Source organism: Photobacterium sp. GB-210 (assembly GCF_003026075.1).
Taxonomy (GTDB): Bacteria; Pseudomonadota; Gammaproteobacteria; order Enterobacterales; family Vibrionaceae; genus Photobacterium.
Genome location: NZ_PYNU01000022.1, coordinates 19,939 through 44,709, shown reverse-complemented (window position 1 = coordinate 44,709; position 24,771 = coordinate 19,939). Strand labels below are relative to the sequence as shown.

Below are 24,771 nucleotides of genomic sequence, written 5' to 3'. Positions count from 1 at the left end.
AAAAATTTAAAATAATGCTTTAATATTCTGATAAATAACGTCAAGTTGTGCGCTTGTGACACTGCGTACATCTATTTCAATGATCCCATCATTAGCTTTGTAGCCACGACAATAAATCGCAGGATCACCACCCTGAAGTCGTGCCACAATCTCAGGTGTTGTCATTGCTAATACCGTTTCATCAAAACAGATTTCTGCACGTGCAATGTCGCGTCCTGCGCTGTCCCAAACCACACGGCAATCAATGCCATTAAGGGTCTTGAGTTGCGCCACAAAGTGTTCCATTTTGGCCACCATTTGCTGACCAGTTTCTTTTTCAGTTTGCAGGTACTCGGTAATGGCGTGGGTTAAACCTAAAATGCCTTCTTTACCAACTTTCATTGCACGACCAATACCTAATGACTGCTTACGCACCCATGCAATATATTGGCTACGTCCAACCACTAAACCACTGGTTGGCCCTTCAATGGCTTTTGCACCACTGTAAATAACCAGATCAGCACCCATGTTGTAGTAACACTGCAGATCTTCTTCAGCTGCAGCATCCACAATCAAAGGTAAGTCATGCTGTTTGGCAACGGCTGCCGCTTCTGCTACGGATAAAATGCTCTTTTGTACACAGTGATGGGATTTGATGTATAAAATCGCTGCTGTTTGCGGGGTGATCATGGCGGCTAACTGAGCAGGCGAACACTCATTGGCATAGCCCGCTTCTTTTAGTGTGCCACCACCTAATGTCACCATGGTGCCGACTGGTGCACCAAAGTTAACGTTGTGGCCTTTTGGCATCACAATTTCTGACGCCACGTTATGAGCGTGAGCGTGTAAATTTTCGAGTAAATACGGATCGTCTTTCACAATCACCGCAGCCACTGATTGAGCGATACCCGCCGAGGCACAAGAAACCACAATCGCATCTTCTACATTTAGCAACTTGGCAATATAAGCACCGGTTTTCACCACCAGATCTTTCATTTCAAAATACTGGCCAAGACCATCACGCACCGCATCCATCACGGTTTCTGTTGGTGTCGAAACACCTAAAATAGTCATACGACCTGACGCATTAATGACTTCTTTTAATTGGTATTTTTCATGAATTGAAGACATCGAATCCTACTCCGTAATTTGTCGTCATGATCTTGCCAGCAACCATGGCTGCGGCAGGTTTTAAGCTCGTCTTGCCACTGCGCTGATCATTATCAGAATCCACCAGCTCAACAGTTTCAGTGTTTAAATGGAAAAACGTTAAATCCGCATCTTTACCTACTTCTAACTGCCCTTTATTTTCTAACTTAAGTAACTTGGCAGCGTTTACTGTGACGCAATCAATCACTTGTTGTAGCGGTAAACCAATCGCTAAAAACTTATCCATAATGTGAGCGAGACTACGCACCGGGCCATGAATACGATTCTTGCAATAAATGTCAGAGCTAATCATGTCAGGATAAATACCTTGTTTAATCGCTTGCTCTGCCACTGCAAAACTAAAGCTTGCACCACCGTGTCCCACATCGAGTTTCACACCACGCTCAAGAGCACGTTGCATCGACGGTTTTAACTCACCTTCTGCAGTTAAAATGCGATTCGGTTTGCCGTTATAGCAATGGGTAATGATGTCCCCTTCACCTAATAAATCCGCTACGTCATCTAAATTAGGTGGGTTATTACCAATGTGTACCATCAAAGGTAATGGGCACTGATTACGTTGGATCTCTTTAGCTTTTATCAACGGTTTTAAACCATTGGCTTCCACCACACTGCCACTCATTCGGGCTTTGATCCCAACGATAAAATCGGGATACTGATTGACGGCTTGTTTCACTAACTCACCATCAATGTCTGCCATATCGGCTAATTCGTTTTGTCGCAGCAAACCAATTCGAGAAATATTTAAGATACTGTAAACATTGGTTTTTACTTGCTGACAACAGTGATAGAAATCACCCACATCATCGGCACCTACGCTACCAGCATCAATCACAGTGGTAACGCCAGTCTCAACCCCGACTAAGTCTGGTTCATCGTTATAAATCGGTGATTTGGAGTAGCAATGGGTATGACCATCAATCCACCCCGCGCTGATATAAAAATCACCCGCTAAATCCACCACCTTTTTTGCTGTTACATCCAGTTGACCCAGTGCTGCAATCTTGCCGTTCAGAACCGCAACATCCACCACTTCGCCACTCACTAACTTGCCTTGCTTAATTAATACGTCATACATTGCTTTGCCTTTATTGTGCTCTGCACCCAACATGCAGAGCACAACCTTTCAAGGATTAACTGATAGCAACAGGGAACAGTGAACCAAACACCATTGCACCGATAATCGCACCACCTGTAATAGGTTTATTCCATTGATAGAAAGCAAGCGCACCAATTAAAGAGCCAATACCGATTGGTAGTGATGCTGCAATTGCTGATAACACAATCAGAGGACCTAAGAAGCGACCCGAAGAGTTACCTGCGCCCATCATGACATCGGCACCGTAAGTCGAGTTACTTTGGTTGATGGTGTACTTTCGCGCTAGGATGATCACATAACCAATAGCGACACCAAGGAAGAAACCCACAACCAATGAGGCAGCAAAGTTTTCGAGTGGATATACAATACCTGCGCCTAATAACAGTGCTGGTACACCTAAACCAATACCAGTTTGAATAGCACCACCGATATCTAAGATACCCACCAAGGAACCTTCAATGATGCGAGCAAAAAGGAAACTTGCACCAAACGCCGCTACTGCACCGTAAACACCGGTATCCATACCCGCTCTTAACATGGCGACGAAAGCCACCTCGTTAAAAGCACCGATACCGTAGAGGTAATACATGTGTGTACCAGCAAAAACACCTGATGACAGCAAGCCAACAAAGAATGGGAAAGACCAGTCAGCGTACCAAAAATCATTCTTTAATTTATCGTCCATTTTCTTCAACTCCGGCTCGGTTATTTACCGCTGATACTTCCGTGGATGTAATGCAGCCAATCAGGAACAGTTAGGCTAAAGGATTCTAATACCGCAATATCAAAGCCACGGAAGAAGCCACTTAGAACAAACAGAGCGATAACGGCAAACAACATACTTTTCGTTACTTTATTCCAACCGCTATCTTCCACACCTTTACCAATCAAGATACCAAGTACTAAACCAGGCACGGCGTTACCCATGATCATTTGTGCCAAACCACCGAAAATAGTTGCCCAAAAACCAGAACGCTTACCTGCTTCAATCGCTGCTAACCAGAAGATCACCGGCATCGCCACGTTAACCAGCATGTTTGCTGCCGGAACCAGCACTTTTACCGCTGTAATTTGTAAGCTTTCAGGTACCGCTGATGCGGTTGAGTTAAGAAATGCCACGACAATCATACCGATGATGCCGCAGGCAATACCCATCTTCTTCGGATCATGTAAGGTTTGGGTGACATCACGATTTTTTACCATCAATGCCGCTGCGCCCCAGTTCGGTAAAATACGGTGGTCAACGTCTTGGGTAAATGCACCAGCAGCGACTGATGATGCCCAAGCATTGAAGAAAAAGCCTAAACCGAAAGAGAAGTGAGAAGCAGGATCCCCTTCACACGAGTTTAATTCCCCTAAAGTACGGAATGCCCCCATACCTTGAATAGTTGGAGCGTGATACATACGAGCAGCGCCGACACCCACGCCAACACCCACTAATGCACCAATAATTAGTGACTTTATTAAAATAATGAAGAACATTTATATACCTTTATATGTAGACACAAATAATGTTCGTAGCTAATAATTAGATTTGTTTGAAATTTAATTCATCAGTTTCTATTAATGTAATATTTACAGTGACATTAATAGTGATGGAATAAATAGATTTTTCTCGTGGTAAGAAAAAGAACATAAACTTCTCAGTAGTTTGTTTATGTTCTGCACTTATTATTTCAACATCCACAGGTTCAATTCGTAAAATAACGTTATTAGTTTCTTTTAGAATTGTTTTTTGAACATTATTTAGTGCAGAACTAAAAGCTGATTGTTTTGTATTTCCTTTACCACTGACTTCAACCGTCGTAGTAATAGATTTTTTCATATTAACCGTGATGCTTTTTAATAAAGGCTTCAACTAACTTTTGACCAAGCTCTTCTTTATCCATAAAGCCAAAGCCTAAAACGTTACAACCTTCATTGATAGCTGTTACACCTTCTTCAACAGAACGCATACCGTAACGTGCTTTGTAACCATATTTGGTTTGGGCAGTAATTGCCCCAGCACCACCACTACCACAGAATGAAATACCAAAATCAGCTTGCTCTTGGTGCATCACATCACCTAGCTTCATATCTGCTGCCATACCAGGGATCACCGTTACAGCGCCGCCTGCAGCTTCAACACCCAAACCTACTTTTTGACCTTTACCTAAACGATCACCAATTACTACTTTAATAGTTGTCATAATTACACTCCTAATTCACACGTTAATTCGTTTTCTTTTGCCACTTCAAAGTGGACTGATAATAAATAGGTTTCTTCGTACGCTAAGGTAGGGAACCAAGAAACCACATCTGCTGATAATTGATGAGATAGTGGGGAAATATCTTCAAACATATCGACTTCAATTTCTGGTAATGACTCTTTTGTATAAGAGCGAATGACCATTGCTTTTAAATGTGTAAATAACATTTGTTGCTGAATAGCATCAGGAAAAATATTATTTTCTTTTAAAAGTGAAATTGCTTTTTTATAGGTTTCTTCGCATTCCAACTCATAAATGCTGTAATCAACCGAAAACTTATTTCCAGACACTTTATCTCTCCTTAGTAATATAAGTGTCACCACTTATTGAATATGGTCATAATATTGATACGTTGAGCTAATGTGTAGATGATTGATTTCCATTTCAAAGCGGAAAAGGAAATTAATAGCAGATCTATGTCATATTTTTCTTATTAACCGCATATAAATCAGTAATTTATCAATTAATAAGAAATAAAAAACCACCAAAGAAAAGAAATACTTATCGTTAATTCTGTGATTTCCTCCACAAGCGAGCAGAAAACGGCAAATAAAATAGCGCTATAAACATAAAGGTATATGCAATTTGGAAATAGAAAACGATTACACTTCTTTGCTTTCTTTGAACTAGGGACTGTAACAATGTTCTGAATTCGGTAACTTGAAATCAGTTGGGTATAGTTATGTAACATATACTTACATTATAGATAAATCATTAAGTATGCTTAAATCAAATGTCAACTTAAAATGCGCGCCATTATAGAATTTAACTGGCATTACACACATGCGATTAGCGCATTCACTTTTCCTTAGTAGCCTAGCGTTTTCCTCATCCACTTATACATATGCTCAATCTTTTACTCTCCCTCTTTGGAAAGAAGAAGCTCAAGCTTTAGGTTACGAATTACCCAAACCGATTGGCTTTAATTTGAGTTACATGGCATTAGAGCAAGGCATTGATGTAACTAGCATTGGCTTTAATGGCCTTAACCTACCTTCTTTTGTGCGCAACATCGATATGCAAGCAGAGCAAGGCAAACAAACCAGTGAAGTGCTCACCCTACGGGCGGATATGTGGCTATTTCCGTTTCTGAACCTCTATGTCTTAGGTGGCAAGATGACGGGTAAATCGGAAACTGCAGTGAACTATGATGTTGCTATTAAGCCTTTATTCCCAAACCGCCCAGACCGTCACCTCAAAGGCCGCATTGATAACTTCAAGCTTGATCTTGATGGCTACTTATATGGTGGTGGTGTAGTGCTTGCCGGTGGCTATAAGCGATTCTTTGGCTTAGTTGATATCAGCTATACCGAAACAGAGCTAACCGTCATCGACGGCAGTATTTCTGCATGGGTGATCAGCCCTCGTGTAGGTTACGACTTTTATCAACAAGGTGTACCACTACGAGTTTGGGCCGGTGCGATGTATCAAAATGTTGAGCAATCGCTATCTGGCAAACTCACCGATCTCAATCTTCCTTCAGGATTACAACCTTGGGTTAAAAATGGCAGTTTCCATATCGAGCAACAACTGTCGACACCATGGAACCCAATCCTCGGGATGCAATATCAGCTCAATCCAAGTCTGTATTTATTGGCAGAAGCCGGCTTTGGCGATCGCTCCAGCTTATTTACATCCATTGATTTTCGTTTTTAAGTCAGAGATCAGCAATGAAACCTTGGCAACTTTCCCCATTATTGATTATTTGTAGTTTTTCTCACTTAGCCTGTGCTGATACAACACAATCAGGTTGGGTAGATCAACTACTGGAAAAACTCGGCGCTAGTGAAACGATTGATACTTCAGAAGGTATTGATTGGGGAGTATTGCCGGGGCCTTTTGCTAACCCTGAACAAGGGGTCGGATTTGGAATGGCTGCGGTTGGGCTTTACTCACCGACAGGCTGGACACCCAGTACACCGTATTCAACATTAGCGATTAAATCCTATCTATCCTCAACTGGCTCTTATGGATTAGGGGTTGAAAATCGCAGTTACTTAAATCAAGACAAACTGCGCTTGATCGGTGATGCATGGATCAGCCATTCCCCCCAACATTACTGGGGAGTAGGAAAAGCTGCCGCACAAAACGACAACAATAAACGTGAGTATAACGGCCAGATCATCAAACTTGCGCCAAAGGTGTCATACCAGTTTTTACCTCATCAATACGTCAGTGTTGGCTGGGATTATCAACATTATTCACAACAAACCTTAGCAAAGACTAACGATGTTGGTGAGCACAAACTTTCAAATCAACAAAGCAGTGGTATAAGCATTGCGTTGGAATATGACAGCCGAGATTTTGAACCCAACCCATACCGTGGTCAATTGTGGTTCGCGGAATGGGTTGATTACAAAACCACATTAGGCTCTGATCAAAATTACACACGCCTGACCATGAACTACCGTCAATATGTTCAACTTGATAGCAATAACATTATTGCTTGGGATGTCTACAGGCAACGGGTTGATGGTGATATTCCTTGGTATGGCTATGCGGAAATGGGTAACGATAAACGTATGCGTGGTTACTATACAGGGCAATACCGTGATCGTTATTTACTGTCTGGACAAATAGAATGGCGTCATCGTTTTAACCATCGTCATGGTATGGTGACCTGGTTTGGCGGAGGTAATATCGCCAATAAAAGTGAGCAGTTACTTTCAAGTAAGCTATTACCTAGTTTAGGTGTCGGCTATCGCTTTGCCTTTAAGCCCCGAATAAATGTGCGTGTCGATTACGCCATTGGTAAAGACAGTTCCGGTTTTTATTTTCACATCAATGAAGCTTTTTAATGAAAATACACGCACCTTTGATCGCAGCATTCAGCCTTTGTGCTTTATTCGTCAGCCCATACAGTAAAGCATTGGATGCGCCTATTGGCGTACGTCCATGCTGTGCCTTTGGTCAAGATTTAAAAACCGAATTATTAGGTATGCCCATTCCTTTTTTCTCAGTAGAGAATATTGTCGATATACCAATGCTCGGTAAACATAGCTACAACGATGGATCGCAAAGCGTTATTTCAAGCTTATTCGGATTAGGCGGTGAATCTAATGGCTTAATCTTTACGAGTAAGGGGGGATTTATCGATACAGCTCACGTCCGAGATACGGCAGATTTCACTTATTATTTATATCAACAAATTCGCCAGCATCTTGGATCCCATTATCGAATAATCTTACCCACGGAATTACGGGCGCGCCACATTCGGTTACAAGAGAATAAGCAACTACTTACAAATAAAGAGAAACAATCACTGAGTCTCGAGCTTGCGGCTCTATTAGCTTTTCGATTAGCACAATGGCATGAAATCGCACAGTGGTTTGGCTATGAATCAATTATTGGCTTTCCTGAATATGTCTCTGCTTTTTCACCTGAAGATCTCTATTCCAACATGTTAGGTGCTATCACAGCTAAACAAGTGCTAGAGCAGCAACCCGATCTTTCTCCGTCAGATTTTTCTCAAGCCATGACTGATGCTTTTAACGATCAATTACAGCAATTAGGCAGTGTTTCAGCAGAAGAAACCAAACGCAACATACAGCAGTTAAATGGTCAGTGGTGGGATCACAATACACGTTTGCCACAAAAGTGGGTGGTGTTAAAACGTGATTATCAACTGGGATTAACTCTCTACCCTAATGGGGTAAAAAACGGAGTTCCTCTTTCTTTATCTACCGAACTGAGCAACGGTGATAATAATGGTATGTGGGCGGAGTTGTATTTACATAATGTAGGCAATGAAGAAACGTTTAACGCGCTCGCTCCTGAGCTCACAAACAATATGGTCTGGCAACCCGCTCAATTTCAACAACTCGCTACTTTTGCAAAACAACAAGATTATAAAGAACGCGGCAAAACTACCCAGGTAGTTAAAGACTAGAGTTAGCAAATACTCACTTACGATTAACCTTATAAAATGACAGAGCTAAAAAAACTCTTCTTCCACAGAGTACAAGAAGAGTCAGGGTTCTCACTAAGATGCTATATTAGTGAGAACTATATATATCCATAAAGCTTTCTATTGACATCGGCTTATAAAAGTAAAACCCTTGATATTGCTTAATTCCCCATTGATCTAACATCTGTTTTTGTTTTTCTGTTTCAACGCCTTCAGAGATGACAGAAAGCTCCAGTTTTTGGGCTAATAGCACTAAAGATTCAACAACATAAATCGATTTAGGATTATGTTCAATTTGCTCAATAAAACAACGATCTATTTTTAAATAATCAAAATTATAATCCGTCAAATAATACGGTGAAGAGTACCCTGTACCATAATCGTCAAGCGCAAAGAACATGCCATTTTGATGAAATTTTTCCATACGCGCTTTCACATGAACATTCGAAAATGGTGCTGATTCCGTAAACTCAAGCACCAGTTCAAACTTAGGCGCCAATAATAAACTCGCTTTATAAATACTTTCGTCAAACAAACAACGTTCCGTCAAATTAAAACTCAATTTTAGTTGTTTACTCAAAACCATTAACTGACTTTGATAAACCTGTGTCATCAAAGAGCAGGTTAACAAGGATGTTAAGTGTTGACTCTCTATATAGGGTATAAATAAATAAGGCGGTAAAACCTGACCTTTTTTAGTAATCCAACGAGCTAAGACTTCAGCCCCAATAATATCGCCTTCCTTATTAACAATGGGTTGAAGGTATGGACGAATAATATTGCGTTTGATACAAACTCGTACCCAGATTTTTTTGCAGTAAGCGGCCGATGTATAACTACTTACCATGCAGCCCAATAAGAGCATTAACAAGTAAACATATTTAGTTTCAATAAATTGTTTTAGAGCGAGTGCCGGATCAACATCAACAAAAAAATCAGCGTCGTCGAGATGAAAATAGTACTCATCGCGATGATTTAACAAATCATGCTTAACTAACTGATTACCTTCACCAATTTCAATATTATCAAAAACGGTAATATAGCCTCTACCAATACTATCGATAACATTAAAACGAAGCGGTTTAAAATATATTTTTAAGTAAGTATTCGCTCCAACTTGCAACGTATAAGACAAGGTTGGCTTATGCGTTAGTAAGCTTTTTACCTTAATATTAAAACCTTTTACTGCCTTCATCTTCATTGAATACAGGCGATTTCCAAATGTACTGTATACATAATAATCATTATAAATCACAGATATACTGCTAACATCTTTATGATCGGAGACATAACGCTTTAACTCCCTCTGCTCAGCTAAAGTCGGAATCGTCATCTTCGAAAACATAGGAACTAGTGTATCTTTACTATCAACAACTGAATAAAAGGTTTTCCGTTGTATTTCATGCTCATTGTGAATTTTTGTATCAATATCGTGTTGATAAAGTAGATAAGTACCGCATGCAAAGATAATGAAAAAGAACGTAGAGCACACGATCAATGTATAAAGCTTCATGTATTTAATGTTCATATAAGAACGATCCCATTTAAAGCCATATTTATTGCGTTGTATAGCACCATAACAACTCTTTATAACAAACTAAAGGAAGCAATTACGCCCCAGATTCATTCTTATAAAATGAATACACTTAAATTCTATTTTCTATCGTAGCATATGATTTTCCAGCACGATGACTGATAAAACTAAGATCTTTTATATTAAGAATGAACATACGCTCTTTCTCACCATATAAAATATACATAGCTGTTATTCGCGCGCGACGTTGTAAAAAGGCCAATATAGCTGGAGGGGTATTCACCAAAATGATGACTGCTTTTATCTATTCAACTTTAGAATTTTTATACCGTTTATTTTCTATAAAAATCGGGCGGAGTATATCAAAACTTAATGTAATTACAATCACAACACAAAAACAAAACCACCAAACAACACAAATAAAACGTAAATTCATCAATGAGATAAATTTACAATAAAATTCACTTATCTTGTTAATAAAAATATATTGCAATAATTCAGTTTTGTTCCTTACTTTTAATTAAAGTCATACTTATCTTATTCAATAAGAATATAACAGATGAATATAGTTAGGTTGATTGTGAGTAATTAAGGCCGAGTCATTACGACCTTAATTAGATGTCAATTAGTATCCTTTTTACATAAATATGAACTGACGATATAACTCATTGAGCTTTTCTCTAAAAATACCAACGTGTATTTCATCATTCGTATCACAAGCCACCAATAGTTCTTTTTCTGTTGTCGTAATTTGCTGGCATAACTCTGATAGATTAGAGCAGAACTCAACACTATGTTGTGCGGGCTCATTATTATCTATCCTTGCTTTTTTACGTTGAGAGGAGGCTGGTGTAATATTATGCGCTTTATTATATTCCACCTGACGCTCTCGGCGTTGTTGTGATTCATTCATCGCTTGCTGCATTGCAGGCGTCATTTTATCAGCATATAAAATCGCTTTACCGTTTGCGTTACGAGCTGCACGACCAATGATTTGAATCAGCGCCTGTGTTGAACGCAAAAATCCCGCATGATCGGCATTTAACACTGCGACCAATGAGGCCTCTGGAATATCTAATCCTTCTCGTAACAGGTTTATCCCAATAAGCACATCAAATTTACCTGCACGTAAATCATCTATAATTTCAACCCGTTGCTCGGTTTTTACTTCTGAATGAATATAACTGACCTTAATACCTTGCTCTACCATTAACTCATACAATGCCTCTGCACTTTTTTTCGTTAATGTCGTCACCAATACGCGTTCATCTTTTTGCGTACGCTCTGATATTTCTTTTAATAGATCGTCGGTTTGAGTCGCTAAAGGACGCACTTCAACAATAGGATCAAGCAAGCCTGTCGGGCGAATGATTTGTTCTATAACATGCTGCTGAGATTTTTTGAGTTCGTACTCACCGGGGGTAGCTGATACAAATACGGTTTGTGGTTTTATTTGCTCAAATTCTTTAAACATTAAAGGTCGATTGTTCTTCGCTGATGGCAACCGAAAGCCATAATCAATTAATGTCTCTTTACGACTCACATCACTGCGATACATTGCAGAAATCTGCGGGATCATCACATGGGATTCATCAATAAACAGTAAGCCATCTTCCGGTAAATAATCTAATAATGTCGTCGGTGGCAAGCTAGGATCGCGATCGTTTAAATAACATGAGTAGTTTTCTAATCCTGAACAATATCCAAGCTGCTGCATCATTTCTATATCATGTGTCGTGCGCTCATACAGCCTTGCCGCTTCCACAATACGATTTTCATTATTTAATTCAGCGACACGCATTTCTAATTCTTTTTGAATTTCAATGCTGGCTTTCAGTAACTTGTCTTTTGAAGCGGCATACAAGGTTTTTGGAGAAACAAAATAATGCTCAATGTCGCCCAACACTTTCCCTGTAATAGGGTCAAGCCATTGTAGTTGCTCAATGGTGTCATCAAACATCACCACACGTATTGCTTTTGATTCTGAATCTGCTGGATAGATATCAAATATTTCACCATGGACACGGAAAGTTGCTCGTTCAATCGTTCGCTCACAACGGCTATATTGCAGCGCGACAAGACGTTGAATAAAGTCTTCCCTTTCGATGGTCATACCCACTGATAACGGAATTTGTACCGCGCGATATTGAGCTGGATCGCCTAAGCCATAAATAGCAGATACCGATGCCACGACAATCACGTCTTTACGTTCTATCAACGATTTGGTGGTCGATAAACGTAATCGTTCCAATTGTTGATTCACTGCAGAATCTTTACGAATAAAGCGATCACTACCAGGAATATACACTTCAGGTTGGTAGTAATCGTAATAAGAGACAAAATACTCGACAGCATTTTCAGGAAAGAAACGTTTCATTTCACTATAAAGTTGTGCGGCAAGCGTCTTGTTATGGGCCAATATTAAGGTAGGACGCTGAAGACGATGGATCATATTTGCCATCGTGAAAGTTTTCCCAGATCCGGTAACCCCTTGCAGTGTTTGGTGTGTAACACCGTCTTGAATATTACCGATTAATCGCGCTAAAGCTTCAGGTTGATCGCCTGATGGAGGATAAGCGGAATGCAAAATAAACGTATTCTGTGACATAAAAGTGACCTTTTAATGAGCGGCTTTTGTCAGTATACATAACGCATTATATTTTGCTGTTTAAACACTTAATCCCTTGCTACAAACTAATATTAATATTTTAGTTATCCAACTATCTCCTCAAGTATTGGCACCGAATCACAAAATATAAACAACAGCATTTTCATCGCACGAATTACATCATACACATAAAAAGCCGACTCTATCAGTCGGCTTTACTAAACAAATCGATTGGAAGTAACACTATTCCTGTGTTGAATCTGTGTCTTTTTCGCAGAACATGGTTGCCGCTAAACGCGCAAGGTTATACGCATCGACATAACCCGAATGCTGACGCCCTTCCCATTCAACACCAGCAATTTCCATTGCGGCACGTTGACCTAATCGTTTATTCGTCACATGACGCTGTAATTTAAATAAAGTGGCAAGATTTAAATATTCACGAAAAGGGACTTTTAGCTCTTTAGCTAAACATTCCTTTTTCAAAATACGATCATCATGTCCCCACGCTGCATAGATCTTATGTCGACCACCAAACTTTTGTTCGATCGATTTTAATATCACAGAAAGCGGCTTGCCATTTTTTTCAACGACCTCAGGTTTGATGCCCGTTAGTTCAGTACAAAACGGCGAGATTTCATCTTTTGTAGGACGCACATAATGTTGTGCCCGACGAACAATTTTTCCGGTGTTGAGATCAAGCTCTGCCACACCAATTTCGATGATTTCACCGGTTCTAGATGTGCGGCCATCATTCCAACAACACATTTCGAGATCGAAACACACAATACGGTCAAAATTCATTAGTTATCCAAGTGTCACAGGCAAAACAGCCGTTAATAATACCATTTTGTGTTAACTGCTTCATCCGTTAAGAGATGAGAGAAACCTATTCTATGGTGTTAATAGAGAAAAACATACAGCGAAATAATTAAGCTCACACTATCTGTAAGTACCGATCAACAACGTACATTTTTCCCTTTAGTTTATACCGTTTTTAATACTGGATTACATATCAGTTGATAAGAAAATCAAAGAAGATGCCGCTTGGATTGTGGGATCATCGTGTTCTAACAGTAAATTGCATAATCCTTTGTATGGTTACGTCAGTGAGTTAAGAATAGTTAATAGACCTTTATCACCCAATGAGTTGTTAACAAAAGCCTAGATTTCAAATGTAAAAAAGCCCGCAATTACTTGCGGGCTTTTTTATTTGGCTCCTCCTGCTGGACTTGAACCAGCGACATACGGATTAACAGTCCGCCGTTCTACCGACTGAACTAAGGAGGAATTATAATGGTGGTGGGGGAAGGATTCGAACCTTCGAAGGCAGTGCCGGCAGATTTACAATCTGCTCCCTTTGGCCACTCGGGAACCCCACCGAAATTTAATGGTGCCGACTACCGGAGTCGAACTGGTGACCTACTGATTACAAGTCAGTTGCTCTACCTACTGAGCTAAGTCGGCACTAAAATTTCGTCTATTTAACGTAACCGTTAAATCTAAATGTTGGCGGAGCGGACGGGACTCGAACCCGCGACCCCCGGCGTGACAGGCCGGTATTCTAACCAACTGAACTACCGCTCCAATTCTTTATGAAACCCGATAAATCGAATCTCTAGAATATGGCGGAGAGATAGGGATTTGAACCCTAGATACGCTATAAACGTATGCCGGTTTTCAAGACCGGTGCTTTCAACCACTCAGCCATCTCTCCGTAAGTGCGGCGAATATTACCGATAGATGTAAAACCTGTAAAGCCTATTTTTAAGAAAAAACGCTCACTCGATTAACAAACGCACATTTTGATAATATTTTTTGCAAATATGATAGTTATTAGATGGTTATGATCACTTAATCTTCAATAAATAATACAATTAAAGCTAAAAATAGATCATTTAATAGCAACACCTAACCTCAAAAGAATCATAGTAGATAACCAAATTTGCGGTTAACGATCACAAGAGATAAGAGGTAATCACCAAGTGAACTAAGGGAGAAATGGTAAGGTAGGTCGAGAGGAAAGATACCAATAACCAAGCAGCTACTAAGCTACTAAGCTACTAAGCTACTAAGCAATGATTTTCCAAATTTAAGATGTAAAAAAACCCGCAATTGCTTGCGGGCTTTTTTATTTGGCTCCTCCTGCTGGACTTGAACCAGCGACATACGGATTAACAGTCCGCCGTTCTACCGACTGAACTAAGGAGGAATTGTAATGGTGGTGGGGGAAGGATTCGAACCTTCGAAGGCAGTGCCGGCAGATTTACAATCTGCTCCCTTTGGCCACTCGGGAACCCCACCGAAATTTAATGGTGCCGACTACCGGAGTCGAACTGGTGACCTACTGATTACAAGTCAGTTGCTCTACCTACTGAGCTAAGTCGGCACTATAATTTCGTCTATTTAACGTAACCGTTAAATCTAAATGTTGGCGGAGCGGACGGGACTCGAACCCGCGACCCCCGGCGTGACAGGCCGGTATTCTAACCAACTGAACTACCGCTCCAATTCTTTATGAAACCCGATAAATCGAATCTCTAGAATATGGCGGAGAGATAGGGATTTGAACCCTAGATACGCTATAAACGTATGCCGGTTTTCAAGACCGGTGCTTTCAACCACTCAGCCATCTCTCCGTAAGTGCGGCGAATATTACCGATAGATTTAAAATCTGTAAAGCCTAATTTTAAGAAAAAACACCACTCGATTAACAAATAATCAGAGTGTTAATAAAGGTAACAATATCGCCATTTGTAATCCATTTCGACGTTTATTTTTCAAGCAATACCGCGCTTTACATATCTTATCTTCTCGCAAGGGATTAAACACAATGTGTAAAGCTTGCATATACTAAAATCAGTTATCGCGCTTTTTAAGCGTTACTGAGATACACAAGGATGTTATATGCCATTCTATATAATACTTATTGCTGTTATCTTTTTTTGTTCGGGCTGTGTTGCGCTCTATCCCGCTCAATGGCAAGCCATCACGGTTATTGATGAACTCACAGGTGAGCCTGTTTGTCGTGTACGCGCAATCTCTCCAATGCAAACAGATAGCAGCTATTATCCTATTGTTGATATGGTTCATGATCAGGTAAGAGTCGGCATGCACAGCCCAGATCAAAACCCCTTGCCCGTTGGCGATATCCAATTACAGGTAGATAGTCATTATCGTTGGCTAATCAAGCAACGTGATATGCCCTATTACCTTCAACAACAAATGGATATTACACCTCATATTCTAATAGGATACGATCATTACTTAAGTCATATGAACATGCATCAGCGTGATGAATTACAACACAGTTTTAGCACTGTAACGGCAAAAGCGTTGGCTTCAAGATCGCCTTATACCGTTGCCACAGGTGATGCTGCTAAATCTTTATTTAATCAAATGCTAACAGGTGAGTTTTTAGAATATCGAATATTTCAAACTCCATTGCATGGATTAACTGTAGGCCGCTACCCTTTAGCCCATGATTACCTTAAAGCACTACAAACTTGCGGTATCGACTGGTACCCATAAGTTATCAAAGTAGATCAATAACCTAAAACCTGCGTATACTATTCTTATCACATCATATGACAGCTAAAGTTCAATGAAAAACGTATACCAACCTTTATTTGATGATAATAATCCACCCGGTGATATCTTTTTTGGTCATACGATTTTTCTGCCAAATACAGGAACAATGAAACATGCTCATCCGTGGGGACAATTGCAACTAATCAGTGGAGGGATCATTGAATTAAAAGCGGAGAGTAAACACTTTCTTGCCCCTCCCCAGTTTGCATTATGGGTACCACCAGCAATGGAGCATCAAAGTTATATTCGTCGTAGTTTAAATTATTGTTCAATGAACATTACCAAGCCACTCGCTAATGCGTTGCCGAATTATGCCTGTTTATTGGAAGTCAGCCCATTAATGCAAGCCATGGTGAGTGATTTACGCGAGCGCCGGATTGTTAGCCCTGAAACCCCGCAAGATAAACGCTTAGTGAAAGTGTTGTTTGATCAGGTATTAATGAGTAAAGAACACCATCAATACTTACCAACAAGTGATGATAAGCTCCTACAAACAATATTGATTGAACTTGAAAAAAACCCAACCAATAATCGCAGTTTAGCGGAATGGGCAAAAATGCTTCATACGACAGAGCGTACCCTTGCCCGTCACTTCAAAGATAAACTTGGGATGAACTTTACCGAATGGAGACAACGACGAAAGTTTATCTACTCACTACATTTACTGCGTAGTGGTTTATCAGTAAAAGAGATTGCATTAACACTGGGCTATCATCAGGCATCTCCCTTTATTACTGCGTTTAAAAAGCAATCAGGCAGTACACCCGATCAATATCGTCAGCGCTTAGGTGATGAGGCGATGCCACCGAAAATATAATTGTCTATATTGTTACTGCTCGCATCCATATTACTGATATTAAATTACTTACGATTCCAACGAGCAAATAGAATTTTACTACTCAGTAGAGTAAATACACTGCATTCACCATCGTGGATATAATCAGATTGAAATTCAGCAGTGGCATTATTCGCTAAATTTTTCACATATTGCTTGTTATCCACGATCACGATTTTAGTAAAACCACGCGAATACGGTGATACATCGTACTTTAAAAATTGTAAAGCGCGCTGTGGATCCCGCGTTGTGGTAATAATATCAGGGTAATGAGAAAGTCCATGCGTAATTTTTAATTTAAAAAATGCCATCACACGTTGTCAGTAACTTGAATTTTCGCGATAGTATTAAGATACGATTGACGCAGCAAGCACTCCCTTTTCGCTATTTATTCACTGTTACAGTTAATTACCATCTACTCGTCATTAGACATGTTTTGATACAGGTATTTGATAATTTAAGAGTCATTATAGACGCTAAGAGTAAACATACGATTTAACCAACAAAAGAAAGCCCCGCTAAATAGCGAGGCTTAAATGTGTCACTTATTAACAATTAATGACGTAATTCATCGAGTGGATAAGCATCTAACTCATCAGGGACTTGATCATCATCATCATCATCATCTTGGATATCAGGTTTCTGATCGTTATCCGTATCAGTTAAGTGAGTACGCGTAATAATTTCATACGATACACCACCAATTTCTTGATTATTACCCGCAGCCGTTGTACCTAACTGCATCACATCAAGATGGTAAAGTGCACTTTCTTTGTCTGTAATAGGCATAGGATCGGCGCTAAAGCGTAATTGCACATTTGCTTCATTAGCATTACCTGTTGGGGTTTGTAAATTACGAATAATAAAGGGTAATTGAGTGATCTCTTGCCATTCATCAACGCCTGTAAACTCAAGCAAATTAATCGCTAATTTACCACCATCAACTAAGAAGCGTTGCTGTTCATCATGACCTATTTGCAAAACAATCTGTTGATTATTCGTCTCGATCCCTCTAGCAATAAACGATATTTTTTGCTGCTGATTAATCAATAAATCAACCACATTCATATTCCGCCATGCAATATTATTGTTCTGACGGGTGTTATAGTTAATGCTCGCTGTTTCAGGGAAGCTCATTGGATCTTGTGGGTTAATTAATCGTGCCACTAAACAATAATGTCCCGTTGTTGGTGGTTCCCAAGCAACTGTCGCTTCTACATCAGCCCCCACGGGTAGAGTGCCGATGGTATCAGTACCCAGCAATGTCCAATCCGCAGGCCACGTTAATCCAGTAGATGCATGTGCCCAATACACTTCAACAGTGGTATTAAAGGCCGTTGCTGCACCACGGTTTTTCACATTAACGTAAATTTCATTTTTCTGGCCAAACTCTGGATTTTGATGCGGACCAGGGCTACCTGCAACCACACGGTTCCAAATCGCTTTACTGCGCCACATCGATTTACCAACCATATTGGCATCAGGCTCATTGCCCGTATCAGGTGCAGGACCAAAGTAATCATAATGGGTATCTTCAACCCACACATCAGCGGTCTCGTCACATGAGCTTGGAATACCAAAGCCATTAGTAACATTTAAACTATTACTACTTGGTGATATTGCATCAACACCAAGTCCAAAGCCTGCAAACGTACGCCAGATTAAGCACACATCTTCACCCGAATAGTTATCGATAGCAGCTTGGATAATACCGTCGCGTGTATCAATAAAGCTTGGTGAACAAATGGTATTTTTCAACCCTTCGGTGAAATACAACATGGCACGTTGGTTACCGCTTCCCCCTAATGAATTATACAAGTTAATATCAAAACCATGTTCATCAACCAATGCCCAGTACACTTCCCATGCCGCTTGTGCCCATACAGAGCCGACCCCATGAGGTACTGACATACCTGAGGTAATACTTTCATAAGTATAATTATTTATCGTTGAATCAGTACTGTAACGTTGCGGACGTATACCAGCCCCCGAGGTTGGTTGACCTAATACATAGGTCCCCATCGCACGAGGATCGGCCCCTGTGAGCCCAGCTGGTTGAGTCATCATTAAGGCATAAAGATCACTGATCCCTTCTGATGGTCGTTGGTAATTACTTAAACAATTTACATTGGCAGGGCCACCGACTAAACGATTGGAAATACCGTGAGCATACTCATGGACAATAATCGCATTATCAAAATCACCGTCACGCTGTGGAGTGGTATATGACCATAGGTACATTTGCATTCGAGGGCGTGTACCATCAGCAGGCGTCCAGAAGTTAGCATTATTCATTCCCCCGCCATCTTGCGCTTCGGCTTTAACATCATCGCCACCAGCACCGGGTGCTCCATATTGATTGACTTGGAAATTCCCTGAAGCTTGATCAAAGCCATATAAATAGGTGATATCGTGAATAATGTTATTCCAGTGGAATAAGTTTGCTACAGCCGCATCGCTGTTGTCTTGTGGTGGTAGAGTAAAATCCAGTGGGAAGACACAACTTATACCCGCCAAACAATCAGGCTCGACTCCTGTTGGTGAACCTGAATTATTTGAATCATTATACGCATGAACATTGTTACCTCGCATGATGGTATATTCATTGCCAATGGTGGCATTTATATCATGCCATCCCCATGGTGAACCGGGACTTGCCGCCGGATTAACTTCAATTTGTCGAGCGTTAACAGGTGTTGCATGATTCGGTGATTCAACAGGATATTGAAACACTTCATAGCTGTGCTCATCAACCTGATCAAAGTAAGCGAGAAGTTCACCACTATTGGCATCAACCAACATTTGATAGACATGACGTTGATCATGAGTAAAGAGTAAGAAAGACCATGCCAAACGTAGTTCATCATTTTTGACTGGCATGTAAACTAATTTAGCGTCAATCGGCTCTCTTGAAGCACTGGCGGCATTAACTTTTGTTGCTTGATCATCTGCGCCAAGATCTTCATTTTCAATGGTTGGCTGGTGGCGAACCTTGATCCCTACTTTTTCAGCCGCATTAATGATCGCTTGCTTAATCGTTATGGTGGGTGGTTGCTTACTCAAAATCACTTGATCAATATGTGGTGAGAAGGTGTTATTCACACTTAAGATACGACCATCACGATTCACATTTACTTGTAGCAAAGCATTAAAGACATCACGCCCATGGATTTTTTGTTGTAAGTAAAAACGCTTCGCACCTGTCGCTGCAGTTTCATAAACTTGTTGCTCTACATTGGCAATATCGGTAGGTGATAAATGTAATAATCGTCGATTATCTTCAAGAAAATCCATCACCACTTGCTCTGTGGTTTTACTTAGATCAGCATCAGTCAAATAGCCTGTCTGATTATAAAGAACACGCGCTACACCTGTGCGTTTTTCATAATCAATTTTCACCGGCGGTATTCTTACCATCATGTCATTAGCAAGGTTTATTTGCTCTGTACTGGGTAAAATATTGATATTTTCAGTTAAAGATACCCGCGTATCATAGTTTCTTGATTCAACAGCATCTGCTGGTGGTGATTCAGGGATCATTAAATATAAATCAACATTATTGATGCTTAGAGGTGCAGCATTAACGACTTTTTCAGCGACATAACCAATCGCTTTAGCCTTAATATCGTGTTCACCTATAGATGTATTGAATACCAGCGCACCATCACTGGTCGACGGATCTTCCCCAGTTACACCAATAGGAGTTGCTGCATCATCAATAAAGATTTGAGCATCTTTAACAGGGTTACCGTTGACATCATAAACATTCACCACAAAATGGGCATTAAGTGCCGTTACAACATCAATCGTTGTATCGTTAAACGTCACCTGACAGCCTAAGGTTTTATCATTGTGCTCTAAATGAAAACTCTCTGAAGTACAACTTGCAAATGCAACAGTCGGATTATCCGCGGTATCGAAAAATTTTAATGTTAAAAACAAACCATGGATCTGTGTTTGAGCAAAATTCAAATTCATCGGTAGCGTTGCGATGTAACTATCAGGTGTATTTGGATCTTGGGTAAATATCACTTGATCATCAAACACTATCATATTGTTAGGATCTAATAGCTTAAGCTCAGTATTAAGATCTGATAATTGCTGAACATGGGTAATAATCGAGTTAGGAATTTTAACCGTGATATCTGTAGTCTCTCCTTGCTCATTAAATGTAATGACGCTGACCCCCATCAATGGAACCACATCATAATTCGCAATAGCAGTATTTTGATCAATATTTAATACTTGGTTTGGTATATCTAAATGTCCCACTTTTTCAGTGTCATTGTAGAAATTAATATCAACGAAATAGCTACCATATTGGATATTAAAAAAAAGATCAGATTGCGCTGAATTTTTGTTGATTAAAAACTTCATTTCTTGATTATTATCAAGCCCAATACCAACAATAGGGGTTCCTAAACCTAATAAATTTAATTCGTTAGGATCGACTTTAAAAAAGAGTTTAGCCATTTCAGGATTAACAGAAACGTCAATATCAAGTTTGCCTAATACAGGGGTTAAATTCATCGCAATAGGGGAATTACCATCGACAATATTGGTGTTCGCTTCACCATGATATTTTTGTCCATCATGCTCAATATCAAGCATAAGATCATAATTACCCGGTGTTAAGCCAACCGTTGTTTCCGATTCCACTTTAAACGTATCAAGATGTAGATACGCTTTCCAATCGAACTCATCGACAGCATTCGTAGCTGTATTCGTTGCTTGTAAAGTCCCCACTAATAAGATTGGTGATGAAGTATTTTTTCCTATTTGTTCATTTTTTGTGGAGGGGATAGCCATACGAAATGCAGTGAATTCAGGAGTAAAATCAATGACTACAGTTTTACTATCACTACTGGGTGCTACTGTATCTTCACTGCTACCATTACAACTCACAATACTTATTAGCATTGCGAGCCATATAAACACTCGGATAATTTTCATGAGCAAGCCTCTATTTATCTCAGTTTACTTTGCGAATACAAATTAACTTTGTGATTATAGAAACGGTTTATTTTTTATTTGTCTTGTTTAAAAGAAAGAAAATACTTAATAAATAAGTACCATTGAAATATTAAAAATAGGATAAATATAACAAGTAATTAAATAAAATATTAGTTAAAAAAAAAGCGAGCAAGATGCTCGCAAACGTAATATACAATACAAAAGTGATTATAATTCAAGATCCTTCTTAAATAATTAATCCTTAGTACGATAAGACAAAGGTTATATCGGTAATTATTTTGCCATATACGTAGATATATTTGTCATAACAATGTAAATACACAACATATTCAAAATTAAAATAAGCAAGGTTAAGTAAATTTACTTAACCTTGCTTTATTGATTACCACGAAGAGCCAAGAGAAAGGTAGAACGAGTTATTGCCGTCTTCTGCTTGACCATAACTCAAGTAAACAGGACCTATAATAGAGTCAACAGCAACATAAACACTGCCTGCAGTCACAGCTGAGCCCCAAGACATTTCTGAAGATTTAGCCCAAACTCCCCCATGCTCTAAAGACCCTCCCACATAAACAGGTAATTTAAATGCGCCAAAGTTATTATCCATGACACGATAACGATAGACAATGCTAGTAAATGCACTGTAACGGCCATTTAACTCGTAACGGTGATAACCAGATAAATTAAATAAGCCACCTAACGCCTGAACAAATATCGGTAATATTTCGTCTGAATCAGATCCAGCCGTTTTCGCATTTAACACCAAGGTATGTCGATCATAAGTAAACGGTTTTTTAATCGATAAGTTATAAAAAGTGGTATTGCCATTTACTTCACCCTTATCTTTATACTCACTGGTTGTTTGGTTATAACCCGTGGTTGCATTCGCATATAAACCTTTTGACGGAAAATAGAAACTATCTAAGTCATCATAAATTAAGTTTATATAAGGGCCGTGCACGAAATAATTCTCTTTATCTCGTTTTGAAAGGACCGTGATAGAGCCTTTTTGAACACTGTATCCAAGAACTGCTTCTGCTGATGATTTTAAATTCCAACCAATAGCAGCATAACCATTAACATGTCGATATTCAGTTTCGATATTAAACCGATCATCACTATTCCCATCGACATAATTAATAGTAGGACGATTGAATTTCCTTACCTCGTTACTTGCACCAGCACCAATTTCTGTAAAAAATTGCTGTTTATAATCGAGTGGGAAATAAAATTCAGTATTGATATTTTTCCAACTACCTAATGAGAACTCTGTTAGCCACTCTCCCCCTTTATCAGTGAGATCGGTATATAGATATTGAGCACCAAAAGAGAAGTTTGAACGATTGACAAAATCATCTTCGAACGCCAAAGTAAAGTTTAAATACCCCGGTCCCCATGATTTTTCATTAATATCCATATCAAGCACGTTTTCGCCGTTTTCTTGCTTAATTTGGTAAGTAATTCGACCATAAACATCTTCACTTTGTAGTCGTTTAACTGCTTGCTCTAATTCTTCATTAGAAATTACTCGACCAGTTTTTAAATCCAACTGAGACAATAAGGTTTTTTCAGGTAAACGGGTATTATTCTTTATTTTTATCTTATCAATGTAATAAGCAGAAGCTGCGGTTAATTGGCTTCGACGATTTTGTTTTTGTTTAATATAAGCTTGATAATCGTGATCTGATAATTGATAACGAAGTAATTTTGGTAGCGAAGCCGTTGCCACTTTCCTTCCCGCTAAATATGCTTTTTTCATTTGATCAAAATCAGCGGCAGTCATAAATGACACATCAGGCTGGAGATATACATCACCTTCGGCCATGAGACTTTTTTGCAGATCAGCACTCGCATTGGTCATATAAGTCGTTAATTGAGCAACGATATTTAACGCACTATCAAGATCTTTACTTGGCATTAAATTATCACGTAAATCAACCGCAATAATGGCATCAGCACCAAGCACTTTGGCCACATTAACAGGCATATTGTTAACAACACCACCATCAACCAATAGTTTCCCATTTAAGTGAACCGGCTTTAACGCCCCTGGTACTGTCATTGATGCTTGCATTGCTGTCGCTAAATGACCTGAACTTAATATAACAGGTTTCACTTTAGCAATATCGGTAGCTACACTTCGATACGGGATTGCGAGCTGATCAAAAGATTTTAAAGCAGGAAGGTTATCAGTCACATCTCGTAGAATTTTAGCAAATCCTTGACCTTGAAATGCGCCTGAACGCGATTTAAATTCACCATTCAGGTCGAGACCAATATCAGTATGTAATTGATATCTATCACTTTGCTGCTTTCTACGTAACGTAAGATCGTTACGACTAGCACGATCGAGGTAACCTTCTTCCCATTTAACACCAAAGGTACGACGTTTTACTTCTTTAGCACTTAACCCCATGGCGTACATACCGCCAACATAAGCGCCCATACTGGTACCGGTTACGATATCAACAGGAATGCGGTTTTCTTCTAGTACTTCCAGTACGCCGATGTGAGCAGCTCCTTTTGCACCACCACCGCTAAGAACAAGTCCAATCCGTTCTCGATTCAGTTTGGGACGTTCATCTACACTCGCATACACTGTAAGAGACTGTACACTGAGTGCCATAAATAATACGGTTTTTATTATTCTATGCTTTTTCAACACCATGAAGTTCCCAATCATTTAGCGCTATCACAATGAAAATATTTTAACCAACGAGTTCCTCTCATCGTTAAAATATTCACTAAAACTACGAATCGCTTAATAAAATACACTAAATACTAAATATTCCGTTAATAAAATGAAAAAAGAGCGTACAAAACGC

At 39.5% G+C, this 24,771-nt stretch carries 18 protein-coding genes and 10 tRNA genes; 5 read left to right on the top strand and 23 right to left on the bottom strand.

Going from position 1 to position 24,771, the window contains the following annotated elements; all coding sequences use genetic code 11:
* Nucleotides 1-6: 6 nt before the first annotated feature.
* The 7 genes from C9J38_RS18140 to C9J38_RS18110 are packed head-to-tail and all read right to left on the bottom strand — an operon-like array spanning nucleotide 7 to nucleotide 4,787.
* Nucleotides 7-1,110, bottom strand: a complete 1,104-nt coding sequence (locus tag C9J38_RS18140) for a DgaE family pyridoxal phosphate-dependent ammonia lyase (protein ID WP_107208306.1) — start codon at nucleotides 1,108-1,110, stop codon at nucleotides 7-9.
* Nucleotides 1,094-2,227, bottom strand: a complete 1,134-nt coding sequence (locus tag C9J38_RS18135; RefSeq protein ID WP_107208326.1) for an amidohydrolase/deacetylase family metallohydrolase — start codon at nucleotides 2,225-2,227, stop codon at nucleotides 1,094-1,096. The genes C9J38_RS18140 and C9J38_RS18135 overlap by 17 nt, the downstream gene beginning before the upstream one ends.
* Before the next feature lie 55 nt (nucleotides 2,228-2,282).
* On the bottom strand, nucleotides 2,283-2,933 hold the full coding sequence (locus C9J38_RS18130; protein ID WP_107208305.1) for a DUF4310 family protein: 651 nt from the start codon (nucleotides 2,931-2,933) through the stop codon (nucleotides 2,283-2,285).
* Between the two features lie 20 nt (nucleotides 2,934-2,953).
* Entirely contained in the window at nucleotides 2,954-3,730 is a 777-nt protein-coding gene (locus C9J38_RS18125; protein WP_060989726.1) for a DUF4311 domain-containing protein, read from the bottom strand.
* Between the two features lie 46 nt (nucleotides 3,731-3,776).
* Nucleotides 3,777-4,073, bottom strand: a complete 297-nt coding sequence (locus C9J38_RS18120; protein ID WP_107208304.1) for a DUF4312 family protein — start codon at nucleotides 4,071-4,073, stop codon at nucleotides 3,777-3,779.
* A gap of 1 nt (nucleotide 4,074) precedes the next feature.
* Nucleotides 4,075-4,437, bottom strand: coding sequence for a glycine-rich SFCGS family protein (locus C9J38_RS18115; RefSeq protein WP_060989724.1), 363 nt, complete (start codon nucleotides 4,435-4,437; stop codon nucleotides 4,075-4,077).
* A 2-nt stretch (nucleotides 4,438-4,439) separates the two neighbouring features.
* On the bottom strand, nucleotides 4,440-4,787 hold the full coding sequence (locus C9J38_RS18110; protein WP_107208303.1) for a transcriptional regulator: 348 nt from the start codon (nucleotides 4,785-4,787) through the stop codon (nucleotides 4,440-4,442).
* A 493-nt stretch (nucleotides 4,788-5,280) separates the two neighbouring features.
* Here C9J38_RS18110 and C9J38_RS18105 point away from each other — a divergent pair, with 493 nt between their 5' ends.
* The 3 genes from C9J38_RS18105 to C9J38_RS18095 are packed head-to-tail and all read left to right on the top strand — an operon-like array spanning nucleotide 5,281 to nucleotide 8,386.
* Nucleotides 5,281-6,153, top strand: coding sequence for a hypothetical protein (locus C9J38_RS18105; RefSeq protein WP_107208302.1), 873 nt, complete (start codon nucleotides 5,281-5,283; stop codon nucleotides 6,151-6,153).
* A gap of 14 nt (nucleotides 6,154-6,167) precedes the next feature.
* Complete coding sequence (locus C9J38_RS18100; protein ID WP_107208301.1) at nucleotides 6,168-7,295, top strand: BamA/TamA family outer membrane protein; 1,128 nt, start codon at nucleotides 6,168-6,170, stop codon at nucleotides 7,293-7,295.
* Nucleotides 7,295-8,386: a DUF4056 domain-containing protein gene (locus tag C9J38_RS18095; RefSeq protein ID WP_107208300.1), complete on the top strand. Its 1,092-nt coding sequence runs from the start codon at nucleotides 7,295-7,297 to the stop codon at nucleotides 8,384-8,386. Before C9J38_RS18100 ends, C9J38_RS18095 begins: the two co-directional genes overlap by 1 nt.
* A gap of 106 nt (nucleotides 8,387-8,492) precedes the next feature.
* Here C9J38_RS18095 and C9J38_RS18090 read toward each other — a convergent pair whose 3' ends face one another.
* The 13 genes from C9J38_RS18090 to C9J38_RS18030 form a co-directional block, all read right to left on the bottom strand.
* Nucleotides 8,493-9,932 carry an EAL domain-containing protein gene (locus C9J38_RS18090; protein ID WP_107208299.1) on the bottom strand — a complete coding sequence of 480 codons (1,440 nt, stop codon included), beginning with the start codon at nucleotides 9,930-9,932 and terminating at the stop codon, nucleotides 8,493-8,495.
* A gap of 643 nt (nucleotides 9,933-10,575) precedes the next feature.
* Nucleotides 10,576-12,546, bottom strand: a complete 1,971-nt coding sequence (gene uvrB / locus C9J38_RS18085) for an excinuclease ABC subunit UvrB (protein WP_107208298.1) — start codon at nucleotides 12,544-12,546, stop codon at nucleotides 10,576-10,578.
* A gap of 243 nt (nucleotides 12,547-12,789) precedes the next feature.
* A complete protein-coding gene (locus C9J38_RS18080; protein ID WP_107208297.1) occupies nucleotides 12,790-13,350 on the bottom strand; it encodes a 3'-5' exonuclease in 561 nt (186 codons plus the stop codon).
* A 410-nt stretch (nucleotides 13,351-13,760) separates the two neighbouring features.
* Nucleotides 13,761-13,836, bottom strand: a tRNA-Asn gene (locus tag C9J38_RS18075).
* Between the two features lie 7 nt (nucleotides 13,837-13,843).
* Nucleotides 13,844-13,928: transfer RNA gene (locus C9J38_RS18070), tRNA-Tyr, on the bottom strand.
* A 9-nt stretch (nucleotides 13,929-13,937) separates the two neighbouring features.
* Nucleotides 13,938-14,013, bottom strand: a tRNA-Thr gene (locus tag C9J38_RS18065).
* 43 nt (nucleotides 14,014-14,056) lie between these two features.
* Nucleotides 14,057-14,133, bottom strand: a tRNA-Asp gene (locus C9J38_RS18060).
* Nucleotides 14,134-14,172: 39 nt separating this feature from the next.
* A tRNA-Ser gene (locus C9J38_RS18055) sits at nucleotides 14,173-14,263 on the bottom strand.
* 419 nt (nucleotides 14,264-14,682) lie between these two features.
* Nucleotides 14,683-14,758 (bottom strand) — tRNA-Asn (locus C9J38_RS18050).
* Between the two features lie 7 nt (nucleotides 14,759-14,765).
* Nucleotides 14,766-14,850 (bottom strand) — tRNA-Tyr (locus C9J38_RS18045).
* Nucleotides 14,851-14,859: 9 nt separating this feature from the next.
* A tRNA-Thr gene (locus tag C9J38_RS18040) sits at nucleotides 14,860-14,935 on the bottom strand.
* A gap of 43 nt (nucleotides 14,936-14,978) precedes the next feature.
* Nucleotides 14,979-15,055, bottom strand: a tRNA-Asp gene (locus C9J38_RS18035).
* Between the two features lie 39 nt (nucleotides 15,056-15,094).
* A tRNA-Ser gene (locus C9J38_RS18030) sits at nucleotides 15,095-15,185 on the bottom strand.
* A 268-nt stretch (nucleotides 15,186-15,453) separates the two neighbouring features.
* On the opposite strand from C9J38_RS18030, the gene C9J38_RS18025 reads away from it, so the two are divergent.
* Together C9J38_RS18025 and C9J38_RS18020 are read left to right on the top strand one after the other, a co-directional pair.
* Nucleotides 15,454-16,077: a hypothetical protein gene (locus tag C9J38_RS18025; RefSeq protein WP_107208296.1), complete on the top strand. Its 624-nt coding sequence runs from the start codon at nucleotides 15,454-15,456 to the stop codon at nucleotides 16,075-16,077.
* 73 nt (nucleotides 16,078-16,150) lie between these two features.
* Nucleotides 16,151-16,954, top strand: a complete 804-nt coding sequence (locus tag C9J38_RS18020) for a helix-turn-helix transcriptional regulator (protein ID WP_105061658.1) — start codon at nucleotides 16,151-16,153, stop codon at nucleotides 16,952-16,954.
* A gap of 44 nt (nucleotides 16,955-16,998) precedes the next feature.
* Here the strand turns inward: C9J38_RS18020 and C9J38_RS18015 are convergent, their stop codons facing one another.
* The 3 genes from C9J38_RS18015 to C9J38_RS18005 all read right to left on the bottom strand — a co-directional run bounded on the left by C9J38_RS18015 (nucleotide 16,999) and on the right by C9J38_RS18005 (nucleotide 24,629).
* Nucleotides 16,999-17,283 carry a hypothetical protein gene (locus C9J38_RS18015; protein WP_105061657.1) on the bottom strand — a complete coding sequence of 95 codons (285 nt, stop codon included), beginning with the start codon at nucleotides 17,281-17,283 and terminating at the stop codon, nucleotides 16,999-17,001.
* A gap of 244 nt (nucleotides 17,284-17,527) precedes the next feature.
* Nucleotides 17,528-21,925 carry a M36 family metallopeptidase gene (locus C9J38_RS18010; protein WP_107208295.1) on the bottom strand — a complete coding sequence of 1,466 codons (4,398 nt, stop codon included), beginning with the start codon at nucleotides 21,923-21,925 and terminating at the stop codon, nucleotides 17,528-17,530.
* A gap of 403 nt (nucleotides 21,926-22,328) precedes the next feature.
* Entirely contained in the window at nucleotides 22,329-24,629 is a 2,301-nt protein-coding gene (locus C9J38_RS18005) for a patatin-like phospholipase family protein (protein WP_107208294.1), read from the bottom strand.
* Nucleotides 24,630-24,771 lie beyond the last annotated feature (142 nt).

Bases quoted from the DNA above. Each gene is read 5' to 3' on its own strand.
- uvrB (WP_107208298.1), bottom strand. From the start codon at position 12,546: ATGTCACAGAATACGTTTATTTTGCATTCCGCTTATCCTCCATCAGGC.
- C9J38_RS18135 (WP_107208326.1), bottom strand. From the start codon at position 2,227: ATGTATGACGTATTAATTAAGCAAGGCAAGTTAGTGAGTGGCGAAGTG.
- C9J38_RS18120 (WP_107208304.1), bottom strand. From the start codon at position 4,073: ATGAAAAAATCTATTACTACGACGGTTGAAGTCAGTGGTAAAGGAAAT.
- C9J38_RS18015 (WP_105061657.1), bottom strand. From the start codon at position 17,283: ATGGCATTTTTTAAATTAAAAATTACGCATGGACTTTCTCATTACCCT.
- C9J38_RS18140 (WP_107208306.1), bottom strand. From the start codon at position 1,110: ATGTCTTCAATTCATGAAAAATACCAATTAAAAGAAGTCATTAATGCG.
- C9J38_RS18105 (WP_107208302.1), top strand. From the start codon at position 5,281: ATGCGATTAGCGCATTCACTTTTCCTTAGTAGCCTAGCGTTTTCCTCA.
- C9J38_RS18005 (WP_107208294.1), bottom strand. From the start codon at position 24,629: ATGATTGGGAACTTCATGGTGTTGAAAAAGCATAGAATAATAAAAACC.
- C9J38_RS18010 (WP_107208295.1), bottom strand. From the start codon at position 21,925: ATGAAAATTATCCGAGTGTTTATATGGCTCGCAATGCTAATAAGTATT.
- C9J38_RS18090 (WP_107208299.1), bottom strand. From the start codon at position 9,932: ATGAACATTAAATACATGAAGCTTTATACATTGATCGTGTGCTCTACG.
- C9J38_RS18025 (WP_107208296.1), top strand. From the start codon at position 15,454: ATGCCATTCTATATAATACTTATTGCTGTTATCTTTTTTTGTTCGGGC.
- C9J38_RS18130 (WP_107208305.1), bottom strand. From the start codon at position 2,933: ATGGACGATAAATTAAAGAATGATTTTTGGTACGCTGACTGGTCTTTC.
- C9J38_RS18095 (WP_107208300.1), top strand. From the start codon at position 7,295: ATGAAAATACACGCACCTTTGATCGCAGCATTCAGCCTTTGTGCTTTA.
- C9J38_RS18115 (WP_060989724.1), bottom strand. From the start codon at position 4,437: ATGACAACTATTAAAGTAGTAATTGGTGATCGTTTAGGTAAAGGTCAA.
- C9J38_RS18080 (WP_107208297.1), bottom strand. From the start codon at position 13,350: ATGAATTTTGACCGTATTGTGTGTTTCGATCTCGAAATGTGTTGTTGG.
- C9J38_RS18100 (WP_107208301.1), top strand. From the start codon at position 6,168: ATGAAACCTTGGCAACTTTCCCCATTATTGATTATTTGTAGTTTTTCT.
- C9J38_RS18020 (WP_105061658.1), top strand. From the start codon at position 16,151: ATGAAAAACGTATACCAACCTTTATTTGATGATAATAATCCACCCGGT.
- C9J38_RS18125 (WP_060989726.1), bottom strand. From the start codon at position 3,730: ATGTTCTTCATTATTTTAATAAAGTCACTAATTATTGGTGCATTAGTG.